The following is a 14,512-nucleotide window of genomic DNA, read 5'->3' as shown; positions in this document are numbered from 1 at the left end:
ACTCTCATTATATGGATAATGTATACGGTTGTCAACCTGTTAAAATATCTTCATTCGGATATTTTATTTTTCGGTTCTTTTTACGTGCAAATGAAAAAGCCAATGTTAAAGGTCCCATTTTCCCAAAAAACATCATAAAGATGATAATAGCTTTTCCGATCATAGTTAAGTGTGGTGTGAAATTCATACTGAGACCGACAGTCCCAAATGCTGAAAATACTTCGAAAGCACTTATCAATAGAGGAACTCGCTCAGTAATACTTAAAATTAAAATAGCAAAAAAGATAAATGAAATGGAAATAATAGTGATGGTCAATGCTTTGACAATGAGAGTATCTTTAATAGATTTTTTAAAAACGACAATATCATCTTGTTCTTGTAAAAATTTAAATACCCCAAAAAACATGATTAAAAATGTTGTTAACTTAATTCCACCGCCGGTTGAAGCACTACCAGCGCCAATAAACATAAGGAGCATCATTAATAGTAGGGAAGGCTTTGATAATGCAGAAATATCAACTGTATTAAACCCGGCAGTACGAGTTGAAACCGCCTGGAAATAAGCGGCCATTCCTTCTTCAAATGGGGTAAATCCTCTCATAGAAAGGGAATTGTGGAACTCGAATATAAAAATAAAAACAGTCGCAATAATATTGACGATTAGAGTAGAAGAGAGCATAAGTTTTGAGTGTAATGTAAGGTTTTTAAAATTTTTCTTTCTTTTTATATCTACGATTACTGTAAAACCAATTCCACCTAAAATAATGAGGGAGGAAATAACGAGATTGACAAGAATGCTATGAGAATGGGACATTAAATTATCGCTCCACACAGAAAAACCAGCATTGTTAAAAGCAGAGATCGAATGAAAAAAGCTATAATAGATCCCTTTAGCAATCCCGTATTTTGGTACCCATTCAAAAGAAAGAATCAAAGTAGCGATACATTCGACTGTAAAAGAGAATAAAAATAATGCTTTGGCAAGACGAATGACACCACCAATGTTCGTTTGGTTTAACGCTTGTTGCAGTAAAATTCGGTTTTGAAGACCAATTTTTCTGCCGAGCATAATCGCAATTAAAACGGCAAAGCTCATAATGCCAAGTCCCCCTACTTGTATAAGCGTTAAAATGACACACTGTCCAAACAAAGTAAATACTTTTCCGGTGTCTACAACACCAAGCCCAGTAACAGTACAAGCAGAAACTGTTGTAAATAAAGCGTCGATCCATGAAATAGAAGTTGTTGTAGCAATTGGTAGTTTTAATAAGCATGTACCGATAACTGATAACATAATAAAAGACAAAGTAAGAACACGGGGAGGACTCATGCTAATATTAATCCGTTTCATGTCACATATCGTTCCTTTCAGTTTGCTCTTACTAGTATGTGAAAAAGCACGATTATGTATGTTAAAAATAGAAAGAGGCAGAGAATATCTGCCTCTAAGCCATAGGTTATTGTATTATCCACGTAATTGTTGTTGAGCTAAAGCGACTAGTCGTTTCGTTACTTCACCGCCAACTGAACCGTTAGAACGAGATGCTGTATTAGAACCTAAGCTAACACCGAATTCTTGTGCGATTTCATATTTAAATTGTTCAAGCGCTTGTTCTGCACCTGGAACTAGTAATTTGTTTGTTTTTACCATGTTGATACACATCCTTATGAGTAGTCCAATTCAGCTAAATACTTATCTAAACTGGTAACGTTATTTTATGTGGAAACGACGTACTCATACGCGGAAGTAATCGGTGTGATTAGAAGTTATTGGATAGAAAAAAGAGTAGCAAATTTGCTACTCTTTTTTCAGTATTGTCGCTGTACCTTCCACGACAATATCACCGGATTGATTATATATGTTTGTTTGCAACGTAATGATTTTTTTATCGTCTCGTTTTTTAATGACTTCTGCCACAACGCGAAGTGTATCACCGATTTTGACAGGAGCACGGAATGAAACGTTTTGAGATAAATAAATCGTGTTTTTGCCAGGGAGTTTCGTTCCAAGAATCGTCGAAATGAAACTGGAAACGAGCATGCCATGAGCAATACGTTCTTTAAACATTGTCGTTTTTGCAAAAGAATCTAAAATATGAATAGGATTCACATCTCCAGTTAATTTTGCAAAATTAATAACGTCCTCATCCGTAATAGTTTTTGTAAGGGATGCTTGATCACCGACTTGAATCTCATCATAACGAAGCTCCGGAACAGTTTGTGCTTCTTGAAATGGATTCATTTTGGCCTCCTTCTTTTCCATATCGAAAAATGCTAGCCATCTTGATGTAGTAGGAGGAAGAAAGAGTTTTGTTTGTGCTGCAGTTAGCTCCCACATTTTTCTTACTTGATGGAAGTAAATAAATTTTTTGAGTTTTCCTCGAACTGCTTTGCGAGTTCTAGTTGTTTGGACTTGAACTCTCCCAAAAAAACTTCTAACTGTTTTTGAACCTCTTCACGTTGTAATTGTTGTTGTTCAATAAATTGTTTTGTTGTTTCTTCAAATTGACCGCTAGTTTGAGTAAGAATAGACAAAGATGTTTTCGTAGGAGAAACAGTCAGTTGGTGCATTTGATTAGAAAGTTCATTCCATTTCCCTTGCCACTCGTTAATTTGATCATTTAAGGAGTTTCCAGTTAATTGCTTCACGTAATCTGTATATTGGTTATTGAACTGAGCAGTGAATTGTTGTAGTTCTTTTTCTAGTTCATCTACTCCTGATGTTAATTTATGCAAAGCGTCTTGTTGTTGTTTTAAAGTTTCTAAAGTAAGTTGCTCTAATTGTTTCCCAGCTGAAGAGAAGAGGGAAAGAGATTGAGACCAGTTTTTCCAAAATGCATCGACTAATTCGTATGGCTTAGTTTCCATTGTTTGACCTCCAAATGTTTTTTTGCATATTGTGAACGCAGATTACTCTGCTGTACCACCAGGTGAAGATGAAGAATCCTTTTCATCCTTTTCTGGAGAAGAAGAAAATGGAAAGAATGCATTGGTGTATAACGTAAAAAACGTCCGCAACATATTTTGATAATGTTCAAAAGAAGTTGCACATGTTGTTAAATATTGCTCTCCATATTCTGTTAAAGAATAAATTCGTTTCGCTGGCCCGCCTTCACTTGTATCCCAAGTGGAAGAAATGAGATTTTCTTTTTCTAACTTGCGCAATGTTCTATACACATTACCTTGGTCAACAGAAGAAAAGCCGATGTCCATTAGCATTTGAATGAGTTTGTAACCATGAAGACTCCAGTCTTTTAGACAGAGAAGTAAGAAAGGAACTAAGAAGTTTTTGGGCATGGAGTTTGGTTGTTTCGCTTGGTTTTTTTCCAAACTTTCTGGGTGTTCTGGTTCATTATGTAGCATGATTGTGCATCACCTCATGAATCAGTTAGATGGAATTTTTTTGCTTATAAGTGCAATTTACACCTATCTGTTTTTAATGTCAACACATTTATTGGAAAATAAAGAAAAATAAAATATAGACTTGAAGTTTTATTCAGAATATTAGAAAATAGTGAATAGGTTGAATTGTTTCAAAAACGAAAAAGGGAGTGTAGTCGAAGTGATTGATCAAAAATTCGATCCATTGCAAGCATGGAAAAATGCTTATGAACAAACCGAAACATTTTGGGGAAAAGCGCTCAATGAAACAATTAAAACAGAAGAATATTCTGCTTGGATGGGCAGCGTTCTAGATTTGAATTTGTTTTATCAAAAAGCATTAAATGATACGACAAAAAATTATTTAGAACAGGTGAATGTGCCGACGAGAGAGGATATCGCTAGAGTAGCTACGCTTGTTATCAATTTAGAAAATAAAGTTGATAACATTGAGGAAATTCTAGAAGAGAAAGTGGATTCATTAGGACAAGCTCCTACATTAAAGCGTGATGTTACGAAAGTAAAACAAGATATTCGCACGCTAGAAACGAAAGTTGATCAAATTTTAGAGTTACTAGAAAAGCAAAATGCAGTACTAGCGAAACTACAAGTACCTGCAAAAGAAGAAGTAAAACCTGCGAATAAGCCGGAAAATAAAAAATGATAATAGCGTTTGTTTATAACGTGTAAAAGGGAAAGGGAGAATCTCTTTTTCATGTATAAACAACGAAACATAATTAATATATGGACTCTATTCATATGAGTACCAAAATGATTCATAACAATCGTTCACAAATTCATTTAAGGGGGAAAAGAAATGGTTCAATTAAATGGCAAAGTAGCAATCGTAACAGGTGGGGCAAAAGGAATTGGAAAAGCAATTACAGTAGCATTAGCACAAGAGGGAGCAAAAGTAGTTATTAACTATAACAGCAGTAAAGAAGCAGCTGAAAACTTAGTAAATGAATTAGGAAAAGAAGGACATGACGTTTATGCAGTTCAAGCGGATGTTTCGAAAGTAGAAGATGCAAACAGACTTGTAGAAGAAGCTGTGAATCATTTTGGTAAAGTTGATATTCTTGTTAATAATGCTGGTATTACAAGAGATCGTACATTCAAAAAATTAAATCGTGAAGATTGGGAGCGCGTAATTGACGTGAACTTGAGCAGTGTATTTAATACAACAAGCGCGGTACTTCCATACATATCGGAAGCAGAAGAAGGAAGAATCATTAGTATTTCTTCTATTATTGGCCAAGCTGGTGGATTTGGACAAACAAACTACTCTGCAGCAAAAGCAGGTATGTTAGGATTTACAAAATCATTAGCATTAGAGCTTGCAAAAACAAATGTAACTGTAAATGCAATTTGCCCAGGATTTATTGATACTGAAATGGTAGCAGAAGTACCAGAAGAAGTACGTCAAAAAATCGTTGCGAAAATCCCGAAAAAACGTTTTGGTCAAGCTGATGAAATTGCAAAAGGTGTAGTATACCTATGCCGTGACGGTGCATATATCACAGGTCAGCAATTAAACATTAACGGTGGATTATACATGTAATGAATTGAGAAAAAAGTGCATATCCATAGCAGGAATGCACTTCTTTTTTTAGAAATAAATCGACCGAAAAGGAGATAGAAAAATGACTACATTCGTAACGGAATGGGAAAAGCAATTGGAGTTGTACCCAGAAGAATATCGTAAAGCATATCGCCGTGTGAAAAGAGCGAGCGAAGTTTTATTACGCGAACCAGAACCACAAGTTGGTTTAACACCAAAAGAAGTTATTTGGACGAAGAATAAAACGAAGCTGTATCGTTACATTCCAAAACAAGAAAAAACACAGAGAGTTCCAATCTTATTAATATACGCGCTTATTAATAAACCGTATATTATGGATTTAACTCCAGGAAATAGTTTAGTGGAATATTTAGTAGATCGTGGTTTTGATGTGTATATGCTTGATTGGGGCACATTTGGTTTAGAAGATAGTCATTTGAAATTTGATGATTTCGTGTTTGATTATATTGCAAAAGCAGTGAAGAAAGTAATGAGAACTGCGAAATCGGACGAGATTTCTTTACTTGGTTATTGCATGGGTGGAACGCTAACTTCTATTTATGCAGCACTTCATCCACACATGCCAATTCGCAACTTAATCTTTATGACAAGTCCTTTTGATTTCTCTGAAACAGGATTATACGGTCCTTTATTAGATGAGAAATACTTCAATTTAGATAAAGCGGTTGATACATTCGGAAATATTCCGCCAGAAATGATTGATTTCGGAAATAAGATGTTAAAACCAATTACAAACTTTGTAGGTCCATATGTCGCTTTACTTGATCGTTCAGAAAATGAGCGCTTCGTCGAAAGCTGGAAATTAGTTCAAAAGTGGGTTGGTGACGGTATTCCATTCCCAGGTGAATCGTATAGACAATGGATTCGTGATTTTTATCAAAATAATAAATTAGTGAAAGGTGAACTCGTTATTCGTGGACAAAAGGTAGACCTTGCAAATATTAAGGCGAATGTCTTAAATATTTCTGCGAAACGTGATCATATCGCCCTGCCATGCCAAGTAGAAGCTTTGCTAGACCATATTTCTAGCACAGATAAACAATATGTTTGTTTACCAACGGGACATATGTCGATCGTTTACGGTGGAACAGCGGTAAAACAAACATATCCGACGGTTGGAAATTGGCTGGAGGAGCGTTCTAATTAAAAATAAAAAATCCAACTAGCGTATGTTAGTTGGATTTTTTTATGGGAAATAACAAAAGATAGAAAGGAGAAATTTATATTTTAGGAGTATAATTATGAAACTTATGACTGGTAAGTTGTTTTGGAATACAGGAGTTTCTATACCTTGTTATCCATCATTAGAAAATGATATGATATGTGATGTGCTTGTAGTCGGAAGCGGAGAAGCAGGTGCTCATATAGCATATTCGTTAGCAAAAATTGGAATGCGTATTACGCTCATTGAAAAACGAGCAATCGCATGTGGTAGCACAGCTGCTAATACAGGTTTACTACAATTTCTTCATGATAAATCGCTAACCTCACTTATCCATACATTTGGTGAAAAAAAGGGGGTACGAGCATATAAGCTTTGTTACGAAGCGCTACGAACAATGGAGCAAGTTGTACCGACTCTCGATATTGATCCCCAGTTTATTCCGCGAAGTAGTTTGTATTATGCAAGTAGAAATGAGGATGTATCGTTTTTACAAGAAGAATATAATACGTTACGCCATTATGGATTCCCGGTTGAATATTTTACCGATTCACATATGAAGAAGAAGTATTCATTTATAAAACAAGCAGCGTTATATACGCATGGTGATGCCGAAGTGAATCCGTATTTATTAGCGCATAGCCTTTTGCATAAAGCAAATCAAATGGGAGCTACTATACTTGAGCATACAGAGGCCATACATATAAAAAAACGCCAAAATGATTTAATTTGTTACACGAAAACAGGAAATCAAATTGTAGCAAAGAATATTATTATGGCGACAGGTTATGAAGCACTTTTCGGAAAGAAAGAAAAAAATACAACGGTGGAAACATCATATGCAGTGGTGACAAATAAGGTAGATTCATTTGAAGGCTGGCATGAACAATCATTAATTTGGGAAACAGCACGGCCTTACTTATATTTTCGAACGTATCAAAATCGTATTATTGTAGGCGGATTAGATGAAGCGATGCAAATTCAAACAATTGGTGATACGAAATTATTGCATAAGCGTGATATCCTTATTAACATTGTAAAAGAGATGTTCCCGCAGTATAAGAATATACAGGCAGAGTACTATTGGGCGGCAGCATTTGGCGGTAGTCATGATGGTCTCCCTATTTTAAAAGAAGACAAAGAGATACATAATTTATTTTACGCATTGCCGTATGGAGGTAATGGAACTGTGTATGGAATGGTATTTGCCAAATTATTTGAGCAGTTATTTACAAATAAAGAAAGTGAAGATTTTTCTTTATTTAATCGATAGAAAAAAAGGTAGCGAAGTGATGGAATGAGAGATATAAAAAAGTTTTTACAAAAATTACGTCCTGTACAACTCATTGTTTTGTTTTATTTATTAGCAGTAGTTGTATCGGTGATATTGCTTAGTTTCCCGTTTGTTACGAAGTCTGGTGTGAAATGGACATTTATCGATGCCCTCTTTACATCTGTTAGTGCGGTAAGTGTTACGGGACTGTCTGTTGTTACGATTTCAGATACATTTACTACGGCAGGAATTATTATGTTAGCCCTTATTTTACAATTAGGTGGCTTAGGAATTATGGCACTTGGTACATTTGTTTGGATTATAACGGGGAAAAAGATCGGTTTGCAGAGAAGAAGACTCATTATGGCAGACCATAATCAAGGGAATTTATCAGGCCTTGTAGAACTGATGCGTTCTATTTTAATTGTAATTATTTCGATAGAACTTATCGGAGCGATACTATTAGGTACAAGATTTCTACTTTATTTTCCAACTTGGCAAGAAGCTTATTTTCACGGTTTCTTTGCCGCTGTTAGTGCAACTACGAACGGCGGATTTGATTTAACTGGACAATCATTAATTCCGTACAAAAAAGATTATATTGTGCAAATGATTCATATGTTACTTATTATTTTAGGAGCGATTGGCTTCCCGGTGTTAATGGAAATAAAGCAATTCTTTAGTAAAAGGCGACAGCAAATATTCCGCTTTTCGTTATTTACAAAATTGACGACAACAACATTTTTTGCCCTCGTTATCGTTGGAACCATTATGATTTTTTTACTAGAACGAAATCAATTTTTAGCAGGAAAGTCATGGCATGAAACAGTTTTCTATACATTATTCCAATCTGTGACGACGCGAAGCGGTGGACTTGCTACAATGGATATACGTGAATTGTCACAACCGACGCTTTTATTTATGAGTATATTAATGTTTATAGGGGCATCTCCAAGTTCGGTTGGGGGCGGAATACGTACAACAACATTTGCTGTTAGTATATTATCGTTATACACTTTTGCAAGAGGCGGAAGAACGGTTAGAGTCTTCAAACGCCAGTTACATGAAGAAGACGTGCTAAAAGCATCTGTCGTTATGACGATGGGGATTTTATTATGTGCCACAGCACTCTTTATTTTATCTATTACGGAAAATGTACCGCTTATGAGTTTAATTGTTGAAGTGTGTTCTGCTTTCGGAACGACAGGGCTATCGACAGGTATTACGCCAGATTTAACAACTGTTGGTAAACTTGTACTCATTGTACTTATGTTTATTGGGCGTGTCGGTATTTTAACATTTATACTGGCTAGTGGGGGAAGAGAACAGCCACCTCGCTATAAATACCCGAAAGAGAGAATTATTATTGGATAGTATGAAACCATTCTACCTATGTGAGGTAGAATGGTTTTTTAGTCGTTAATGCCAAATTGCGGATGCATAAAAGCCTCATTCTTATTATCCACTTCTTTTTTTAGCAACTCTTGATTTTCTTCTGAAATCCACCCAATATCATTTGTAGGATGAATCCATTCTTCTCCAGCCATAATGGCAGGGTCTACTTCATCAGTCCAATTGTGAAGTGGACTATTCTCGGAATCATATTTACTGTCTCCGATTACGACGTCATATTGATTTATGAAAGGTTGTTGCATCTTCTTTCCTGTTCCTTTAAAAGATGGGAAATTCATTTGATGCGGGAGCGTTTCATCTAAAATTGGTGACTGGATTTTATCTTTCTTCTTCAAAATAATCGCCCCTTTTCTAATGTTTTTTTCATAGGTAGTATTTCCATCTAGCGGCTTTATGTACTTGTTAACACTTGCCAGTAATAATTATTTAATGTTGTTTCAAACTAGAGTAGAAAGTGAATTCTTGAGAGCAGGTGAATGTATTGGTAAAAAGAAAAGTAAAACAAAATGCGGCAATCAACAATAATAAAACTCCGAAAGAAAGCTTACCAGATGCAGAATTTGCATTAGAGTATGAAGGAGAAAATAGCGCGAAGTATGCAAATCGTAATTCAAAAAAAGGTAAACAAAAATGAGGCGTTTTTTACAAACGCCTCATTTTTTTGTGGGATTATAAAGGTTTTTTTAATTATTTGTAAATTTAGTGTTCATTATTAGCAGAAAAATGCGAAAAAACATAGAAGTAGCAACGTATTACACAAAAACAAACAACAAACAAAAGATTAATGTTGGTTTAATACTGCTTTTACACTAGTTGTTTATATTAGAGTTGTACATAAGATTTATAAAAGGAGAGAGAGACAGTGAAAAAAACAATCTTTAAAGCTGTAGCAACTGGAATGGTATTTTCGTTATTAATGGGGTGTGGTGCAAAGAAAGAAGAAAGTGCTGGGGCAAAAGTAAAGGATGATAAATTATCTGGATCATTAACTGTTTACACAGCGATTGAAGAAGAACTTGTACCAATTTATCTTGATTCTTTTAAAAAGAAATATCCAGATGTGAAACTGAACATTGTTCGTGATTCAACTGGAGTTATTACAGCGAAATTGCTAGCTGAAGGAAAAAATACACAAGCAGATGTTGTATGGGGAACAGCAGCGTCTAGTCTATTAGCTTTAGATAAAAAAGATATGTTAAAAGGATACTCTCCAAAAGGAGCGGATCGTGTTCTTCCGCAATTTAAAGATGATAAGCAACCAGAAAAATGGGTAGGTAATACGGCATTTATGACGGGGATTGCTATAAATAAAGAAGAATTAAAGAAGAAAAATTTACCGATGCCAGAATCATACGAGGATTTAACGAAACCAGAATATAAAGGAACGCTTGTTATGCCACATCCAGCTTCTTCTGGGACAGGATTTTTAACAGTTTCTGCATGGTTACAAATTATGGGTGAAGATAAAGGCTGGGATTACATGAAGAAACTTCATGATAATATGGCAACTTATACTCATTCAGGTTCAAAACCAGCGAAATTAGCAGGCGCAGGTGAATATCCAGTTGGCGTATCAATGGTTTATAGTGCTTTGAAAGAGAAACAAAAAGGTGCACCAGTTGAAGTTGTATTGCCGAAAGAAGGATTAGGTTGGGAAGTAGAAGCGAACGCACTTATTAAAAAAGATAATGCAAAAAATGAAAAATTAGCGCAAGCATTTTTAGATTGGGCAATTACTGATGATGTAATGAAGTTATACTTCGAGAAAAATGGATTCGCGACAATTAAAAATGATTATAAACTTCCAGATGGATTCCCTAAAGATGTGACAGAAAAGTTATACAAAAAGAATGACTTTAAATGGGCAGCAGAAAATCGTGACAAAATTTTAGAAAAATGGGAAAAAGAGTTTGGCCAAAAAGCAGAACCGAAAAAGTAAGTGAGTGGGAGAGAGAAAAAATGAGCGAATATTTATCAATTCAACACATTCAAAAACAGTTTGATGCATTTACAGCGTTAAAAGATATTTCTTTTACTGTGAAAAAAAATGAGTTTGTATGTTTATTAGGCCCAAGTGGTTGTGGGAAAACAACATTGCTTCGAATTTTAGCAGGGCTAGAAGAGGCAACAACAGGTAGTATCGCTGTGGATGGAAAAGATATTACAGCATTACCTCCTGGAAAGAGGAATTTCGGAATGGTGTTTCAATCGTATGCATTATTTCCGAATTTAACAGCACTTGAAAACATTGAATATGGCTTAAAGACAAAAAAATATGGAAAAGCAGAAGTAAAAGAGAAAGCGCTAGAGGCGTTAGAACTTGTAGATTTGCTGAATGTAAAAGATAAATATCCTGCTCAAATGTCTGGTGGACAACAGCAGCGAGTAGCACTTGCACGTGCGCTCGCTCTGTCTCCGGATATTTTGTTACTCGATGAGCCATTATCTGCTTTAGATGCAAAAGTGCGTGAAAAGTTACGTAGAGAAATGCGTGATTTACAAGAAAAAGTAGGAGTAACAACTATTATGGTTACGCATGATCAAGAAGAGGCATTAACGATGGCCGATAAAATTGTTGTAATGAATCATGCGGAAATTATGCAGATTGGCACACCAGAGGAGATTTATCATAGACCAGCCAATCCATTTGTGGCAGATTTTATTGGTTCTATTAATTTCTTTTCGAAAAACGATGAAGAACATGCAATTCGTCCTGAGCATGTAACAGTTGTACAAAAGGATGGTATTAAAACGGTTGTGGAAAGCATGGAATTTCGCGGATCTGTATATCGGACGGAAGTGCGGGTCGTAGAAGAAAAAACACATCTTTATAACGAGAAAATTGTAGTGGATATATTGGCATCAGAAGTAGAAGCAACCGCAATTAGAAAAGGAAAGCCGATTCAAATCTCTTTCTCAGAAAATCATATGTTGTCATATGGAAAGAAGGTCATTGTATAGATGGAGATGTTAGAAGATTTTAAGGTAGAAAGTACGAAAAAAAAGATTAAGAGACGTATCGGTAAAGAAGAGTGGATACAAAGACTATTAATTATTGGTATGCTTCTCGCGTTTTTGATCATGCTTGTATTACCTCTATTACAATTGTTTTCACAAGCTTTTTATGATAAAGATGGAGCTTTCATTGGTGTTGCGAATTTCAGTAAATATTTCACAACACCAACGCTAGTTCAATCATTACAAAATACGATATGGATTTCGGGTGCGACAACAATTATTGCAGTGACACTTGCTTTCGCTTACGCCTATGCGATCGCTCGTACGAATGTGTTTGGAAAGCGTGTATTTCAATATATTGCGTTGTTACCATTATTCGCACCAACGATGATGCATGGTATCGCACTTACATATTTATTTGGTAATCAAGGGTTAGTAACGAAAGGAATGTTTGGTTTGTTTGAAGGGATACAAATCCCTTTATATGGACCAGTAGGAATTGTAATGGCTGAAGTCATGTATACATTTCCGCAAGCATTTCTTATATTATTAATTGCTTTTCAAGGCTCTGATTATCGTTTATATGAAGCTTCTAATATGTTAGGAGCGAGTAAAACAAAGCAATTTTTCACTGTTACTTTACCTAGTGTAAAGTACGGATTAATTAGTGCGATGTTCGTTGTGTTTACACTTAGTTTCACTGATTTTGGGGCACCAAAAATTGTTGGTGGGCAATATAATGTACTTGCTACTGACGTATATAAGCAAGTAATTGGGCAGCAAAATATGCCGATGGGTGCAACTGTCGGAATGATTTTATTAATCCCAGCTATATTTGCCTTTGCAGTTGATCGCATTACGCAAAGAAAGCAGGCGAATCTCTTATCTTCCAAATCAGTACCTTACAGAATAATAAATAATAAGAAACGAGATGTTATTTCGTTCGTATATTGTAGCGTAGTAACGCTTATGATCATTCTATTATTTGTGGCAGTTGGTATTGCTGCAAGTGTGAAAGTATGGCCATATAATATGAGCTTTACATTTGAGCATTTTAATTTTTCCAGTTTAACAGGAGATGGACTTGAAGCATTTAAAAATAGCGTAATTGTTTCAGCAATTACTGCGGTTATTGGAGCGGTTTTAACATTTATGTTCGCTTATGCGATTGAGAAAATAGATCAGCTACAATTTTTCCGAAAAGCAGGTTACTTTTTCTCTATCGTCCCTTTAGCGATACCAGGTTTAGTACTTGGGTTAGGCTACGTCTTCTTCTTTAGTCAACCAACAATACAAATCTTTGGACTTTCCGTAACGAATCCGTTCCATTCTCTATACGGAACAATTGCTGTGCTAGTACTAGTCAATATCATTCATTTTTATTCTGTAACATTTGTTACGGCAACGACAGCTTTAAAGAAATTAGATCGAGAGTTTGAACTTGTTTCACAGTCGATGGGGATACCGTTTTATAAAACATTTTTTCGAGTTACGGTACCGATGTGTTTACCAGCCATTTTAGAAATGGTAATGTACTACTTCGTAAATTCAATGGTAACTGTCTCAGCAGTTGTATTCCTGTATGCAGCTGATTTTAAACTAGCTGCCGTATCAATTGTAAATATGGACGATGCAGGAAATGTAGCACCAGCAGCTGCAATGAGTGTACTTATTGTTGTTACAAATATTGTAGTGAGAGTTGTATATGAATGGGGAACGAAAGCACTTCGTAACCGAACGTCACAATGGCAAAAAAGATAAAGTGAAACTTTAATCAGTGGGGAGGTGTTCCTCCCCCACTGATTATTAGTTGAACCAATCGGGCGTTTACGGGCAGTTGATCTCCCACTTAACTTTTTTGCTCCAGCCGAATTTTGAGGGGGAAATCTTACTGCCCGTTAACGCGGGATAAATAAGAAGGGTGATGGATTGGATGAAAGTAGAAGCAGTTATTTTTGATTGGGCAGGTACAACAGTTGATTACGGATGTTTTGCACCACTGGAAGTATTTATGGAGATTTTCCATAAACGTGGTGTGGCAATTACTGCAGAAGAAGCCCGTAAGCCAATGGGATTATTGAAAATTGATCATGTTAGGGCATTAACAGAGATGCCTCGTATTGCGAGTGAGTGGAATCGTATTTTCGGACAATTACCAACAGAAGCAGACATTCAGGAGATGTATGAAGAATTCGAAAAGATTCTCTTCGCTATATTACCGCGCTATGCGTCGCCGATTAATGGAGTAAAAGAAGTGATTGCTTCTTTACGTGAAAGAGGAATTAAAATTGGTTCAACGACTGGTTATACGAGAGAAATGATGGATATTGTAGCAAAAGAAGCAGCACTACAAGGGTATAAACCTGATTTTCTTGTAACACCAGATGATGTTCCAGCAGGTCGTCCGTATCCGTGGATGTGCTATAAAAATGCGATGGAGCTTGGTGTATATCCAATGAATCATATGATAAAAGTTGGAGACACAGTATCAGATATGAAAGAGGGAAGAAATGCTGGTATGTGGACAGTGGGTGTAATTCTCGGCAGTAGCGAACTCGGCTTAACTGAAGAGGAAGTGGAGAATATGGATCCGGTGGAACTTCGTGAAAAAATAGAAGTAGTTCGCAATCGTTTCGTTGAAAATGGGGCTCACTTTACGATAGAAACGATGCAGGAACTCGAAAACGTAATGGAACATATCGAGAAACAAGAACTTATTATTTCATAAAAGGGGAATAGGATC

General features: G+C 35.9%; 16 protein-coding genes. 10 read left to right on the top strand and 6 right to left on the bottom strand.

What is annotated here, in order from left to right; all coding sequences use genetic code 11:
* Window positions 1-31: 31 nt before the first annotated feature.
* The 5 genes from ACLBWW_RS08480 to phaQ form a co-directional block, all read right to left on the bottom strand.
* Window positions 32-1,351, bottom strand: a complete 1,320-nt coding sequence (locus ACLBWW_RS08480; RefSeq protein ID WP_048545032.1) for a TrkH family potassium uptake protein — start codon at window positions 1,349-1,351, stop codon at window positions 32-34.
* Between the two features lie 114 nt (window positions 1,352-1,465).
* On the bottom strand, window positions 1,466-1,651 hold the full coding sequence (locus tag ACLBWW_RS08475; RefSeq protein ID WP_000241212.1) for an alpha/beta-type small acid-soluble spore protein: 186 nt from the start codon (window positions 1,649-1,651) through the stop codon (window positions 1,466-1,468).
* A gap of 147 nt (window positions 1,652-1,798) precedes the next feature.
* Entirely contained in the window at window positions 1,799-2,242 is a 444-nt protein-coding gene (locus tag ACLBWW_RS08470; RefSeq protein ID WP_001067917.1) for a MaoC family dehydratase, read from the bottom strand.
* Between the two features lie 101 nt (window positions 2,243-2,343).
* Window positions 2,344-2,868: a polyhydroxyalkanoic acid inclusion protein PhaP gene (gene phaP / locus ACLBWW_RS08465; protein WP_000448583.1), complete on the bottom strand. Its 525-nt coding sequence runs from the start codon at window positions 2,866-2,868 to the stop codon at window positions 2,344-2,346.
* 42 nt (window positions 2,869-2,910) lie between these two features.
* The gene (gene phaQ / locus ACLBWW_RS08460) at window positions 2,911-3,363 is read right to left on the bottom strand and encodes a poly-beta-hydroxybutyrate-responsive repressor (RefSeq protein WP_447613984.1); all 453 of its coding nucleotides are present in this window, start codon (window positions 3,361-3,363) and stop codon (window positions 2,911-2,913) included.
* A gap of 199 nt (window positions 3,364-3,562) precedes the next feature.
* Between phaQ and phaR the strand changes: the two genes are divergently transcribed.
* The 5 genes from phaR to ACLBWW_RS08435 all read left to right on the top strand — a co-directional run bounded on the left by phaR (window position 3,563) and on the right by ACLBWW_RS08435 (window position 8,772).
* Window positions 3,563-4,045 (top strand): polyhydroxyalkanoic acid synthase subunit PhaR, encoded by a 483-nt coding sequence (gene phaR / locus ACLBWW_RS08455; RefSeq protein ID WP_000566954.1) that lies wholly within the window; start codon window positions 3,563-3,565, stop codon window positions 4,043-4,045.
* Window positions 4,046-4,198: 153 nt separating this feature from the next.
* Window positions 4,199-4,942, top strand: coding sequence for an acetoacetyl-CoA reductase (locus tag ACLBWW_RS08450; protein WP_000250411.1), 744 nt, complete (start codon window positions 4,199-4,201; stop codon window positions 4,940-4,942).
* 82 nt (window positions 4,943-5,024) lie between these two features.
* A complete protein-coding gene (gene phaC / locus ACLBWW_RS08445; protein ID WP_000206842.1) occupies window positions 5,025-6,110 on the top strand; it encodes a class III poly(R)-hydroxyalkanoic acid synthase subunit PhaC in 1,086 nt (361 codons plus the stop codon).
* Window positions 6,111-6,204: 94 nt separating this feature from the next.
* Window positions 6,205-7,398: an NAD(P)/FAD-dependent oxidoreductase gene (locus ACLBWW_RS08440; protein ID WP_098047509.1), complete on the top strand. Its 1,194-nt coding sequence runs from the start codon at window positions 6,205-6,207 to the stop codon at window positions 7,396-7,398.
* A gap of 24 nt (window positions 7,399-7,422) precedes the next feature.
* Window positions 7,423-8,772 carry a TrkH family potassium uptake protein gene (locus ACLBWW_RS08435; protein WP_447613982.1) on the top strand — a complete coding sequence of 450 codons (1,350 nt, stop codon included), beginning with the start codon at window positions 7,423-7,425 and terminating at the stop codon, window positions 8,770-8,772.
* Between the two features lie 38 nt (window positions 8,773-8,810).
* Here ACLBWW_RS08435 and ACLBWW_RS08430 read toward each other — a convergent pair whose 3' ends face one another.
* The gene (locus tag ACLBWW_RS08430) at window positions 8,811-9,146 is read right to left on the bottom strand and encodes a DUF3905 domain-containing protein (protein ID WP_000725963.1); all 336 of its coding nucleotides are present in this window, start codon (window positions 9,144-9,146) and stop codon (window positions 8,811-8,813) included.
* 146 nt (window positions 9,147-9,292) lie between these two features.
* On the opposite strand from ACLBWW_RS08430, the gene ACLBWW_RS08425 reads away from it, so the two are divergent.
* The 5 genes from ACLBWW_RS08425 (at window position 9,293) to phnX (ending at window position 14,497) form a co-directional block, all read left to right on the top strand.
* A complete protein-coding gene (locus tag ACLBWW_RS08425; RefSeq protein WP_000240799.1) occupies window positions 9,293-9,445 on the top strand; it encodes a hypothetical protein in 153 nt (50 codons plus the stop codon).
* A 228-nt stretch (window positions 9,446-9,673) separates the two neighbouring features.
* Entirely contained in the window at window positions 9,674-10,750 is a 1,077-nt protein-coding gene (locus tag ACLBWW_RS08420) for a putative 2-aminoethylphosphonate ABC transporter substrate-binding protein (RefSeq protein WP_000750887.1), read from the top strand.
* Window positions 10,751-10,770: 20 nt separating this feature from the next.
* Window positions 10,771-11,772, top strand: a complete 1,002-nt coding sequence (locus ACLBWW_RS08415; RefSeq protein ID WP_447613981.1) for a putative 2-aminoethylphosphonate ABC transporter ATP-binding protein — start codon at window positions 10,771-10,773, stop codon at window positions 11,770-11,772.
* Window positions 11,773-13,530, top strand: coding sequence for a putative 2-aminoethylphosphonate ABC transporter permease subunit (locus ACLBWW_RS08410; RefSeq protein ID WP_048545025.1), 1,758 nt, complete (start codon window positions 11,773-11,775; stop codon window positions 13,528-13,530).
* A 172-nt stretch (window positions 13,531-13,702) separates the two neighbouring features.
* Window positions 13,703-14,497 (top strand): phosphonoacetaldehyde hydrolase, encoded by a 795-nt coding sequence (gene phnX / locus ACLBWW_RS08405; protein WP_048545023.1) that lies wholly within the window; start codon window positions 13,703-13,705, stop codon window positions 14,495-14,497.
* Window positions 14,498-14,512: the final 15 nt, after the last annotated feature.

This window comes from Bacillus sp. M5A3_1b, from assembly GCF_053345335.1.
This window is presented reverse-complemented; position numbering and strand designations above follow the sequence as displayed.

What these genes read in the sequence shown, in the direction of transcription:
- phaC (WP_000206842.1), top strand. Translation starts at nt 5,025, where the DNA reads ATGACTACATTCGTAACGGAATGGGAAAAGCAATTGGAGTTGTACCCA.
- phaP (WP_000448583.1), bottom strand. Translation starts at nt 2,868, where the DNA reads ATGGAAACTAAGCCATACGAATTAGTCGATGCATTTTGGAAAAACTGG.
- phaQ (WP_447613984.1), bottom strand. Translation starts at nt 3,363, where the DNA reads ATGCTACATAATGAACCAGAACACCCAGAAAGTTTGGAAAAAAACCAA.
- ACLBWW_RS08480 (WP_048545032.1), bottom strand. Translation starts at nt 1,351, where the DNA reads ATGAAACGGATTAATATTAGCATGAGTCCTCCCCGTGTTCTTACTTTG.
- phnX (WP_048545023.1), top strand. Translation starts at nt 13,703, where the DNA reads ATGAAAGTAGAAGCAGTTATTTTTGATTGGGCAGGTACAACAGTTGAT.
- ACLBWW_RS08415 (WP_447613981.1), top strand. Translation starts at nt 10,771, where the DNA reads ATGAGCGAATATTTATCAATTCAACACATTCAAAAACAGTTTGATGCA.
- ACLBWW_RS08470 (WP_001067917.1), bottom strand. Translation starts at nt 2,242, where the DNA reads ATGAATCCATTTCAAGAAGCACAAACTGTTCCGGAGCTTCGTTATGAT.
- ACLBWW_RS08475 (WP_000241212.1), bottom strand. Translation starts at nt 1,651, where the DNA reads ATGGTAAAAACAAACAAATTACTAGTTCCAGGTGCAGAACAAGCGCTT.
- ACLBWW_RS08435 (WP_447613982.1), top strand. Translation starts at nt 7,423, where the DNA reads ATGAGAGATATAAAAAAGTTTTTACAAAAATTACGTCCTGTACAACTC.
- ACLBWW_RS08450 (WP_000250411.1), top strand. Translation starts at nt 4,199, where the DNA reads ATGGTTCAATTAAATGGCAAAGTAGCAATCGTAACAGGTGGGGCAAAA.
- ACLBWW_RS08410 (WP_048545025.1), top strand. Translation starts at nt 11,773, where the DNA reads ATGGAGATGTTAGAAGATTTTAAGGTAGAAAGTACGAAAAAAAAGATT.
- ACLBWW_RS08440 (WP_098047509.1), top strand. Translation starts at nt 6,205, where the DNA reads ATGAAACTTATGACTGGTAAGTTGTTTTGGAATACAGGAGTTTCTATA.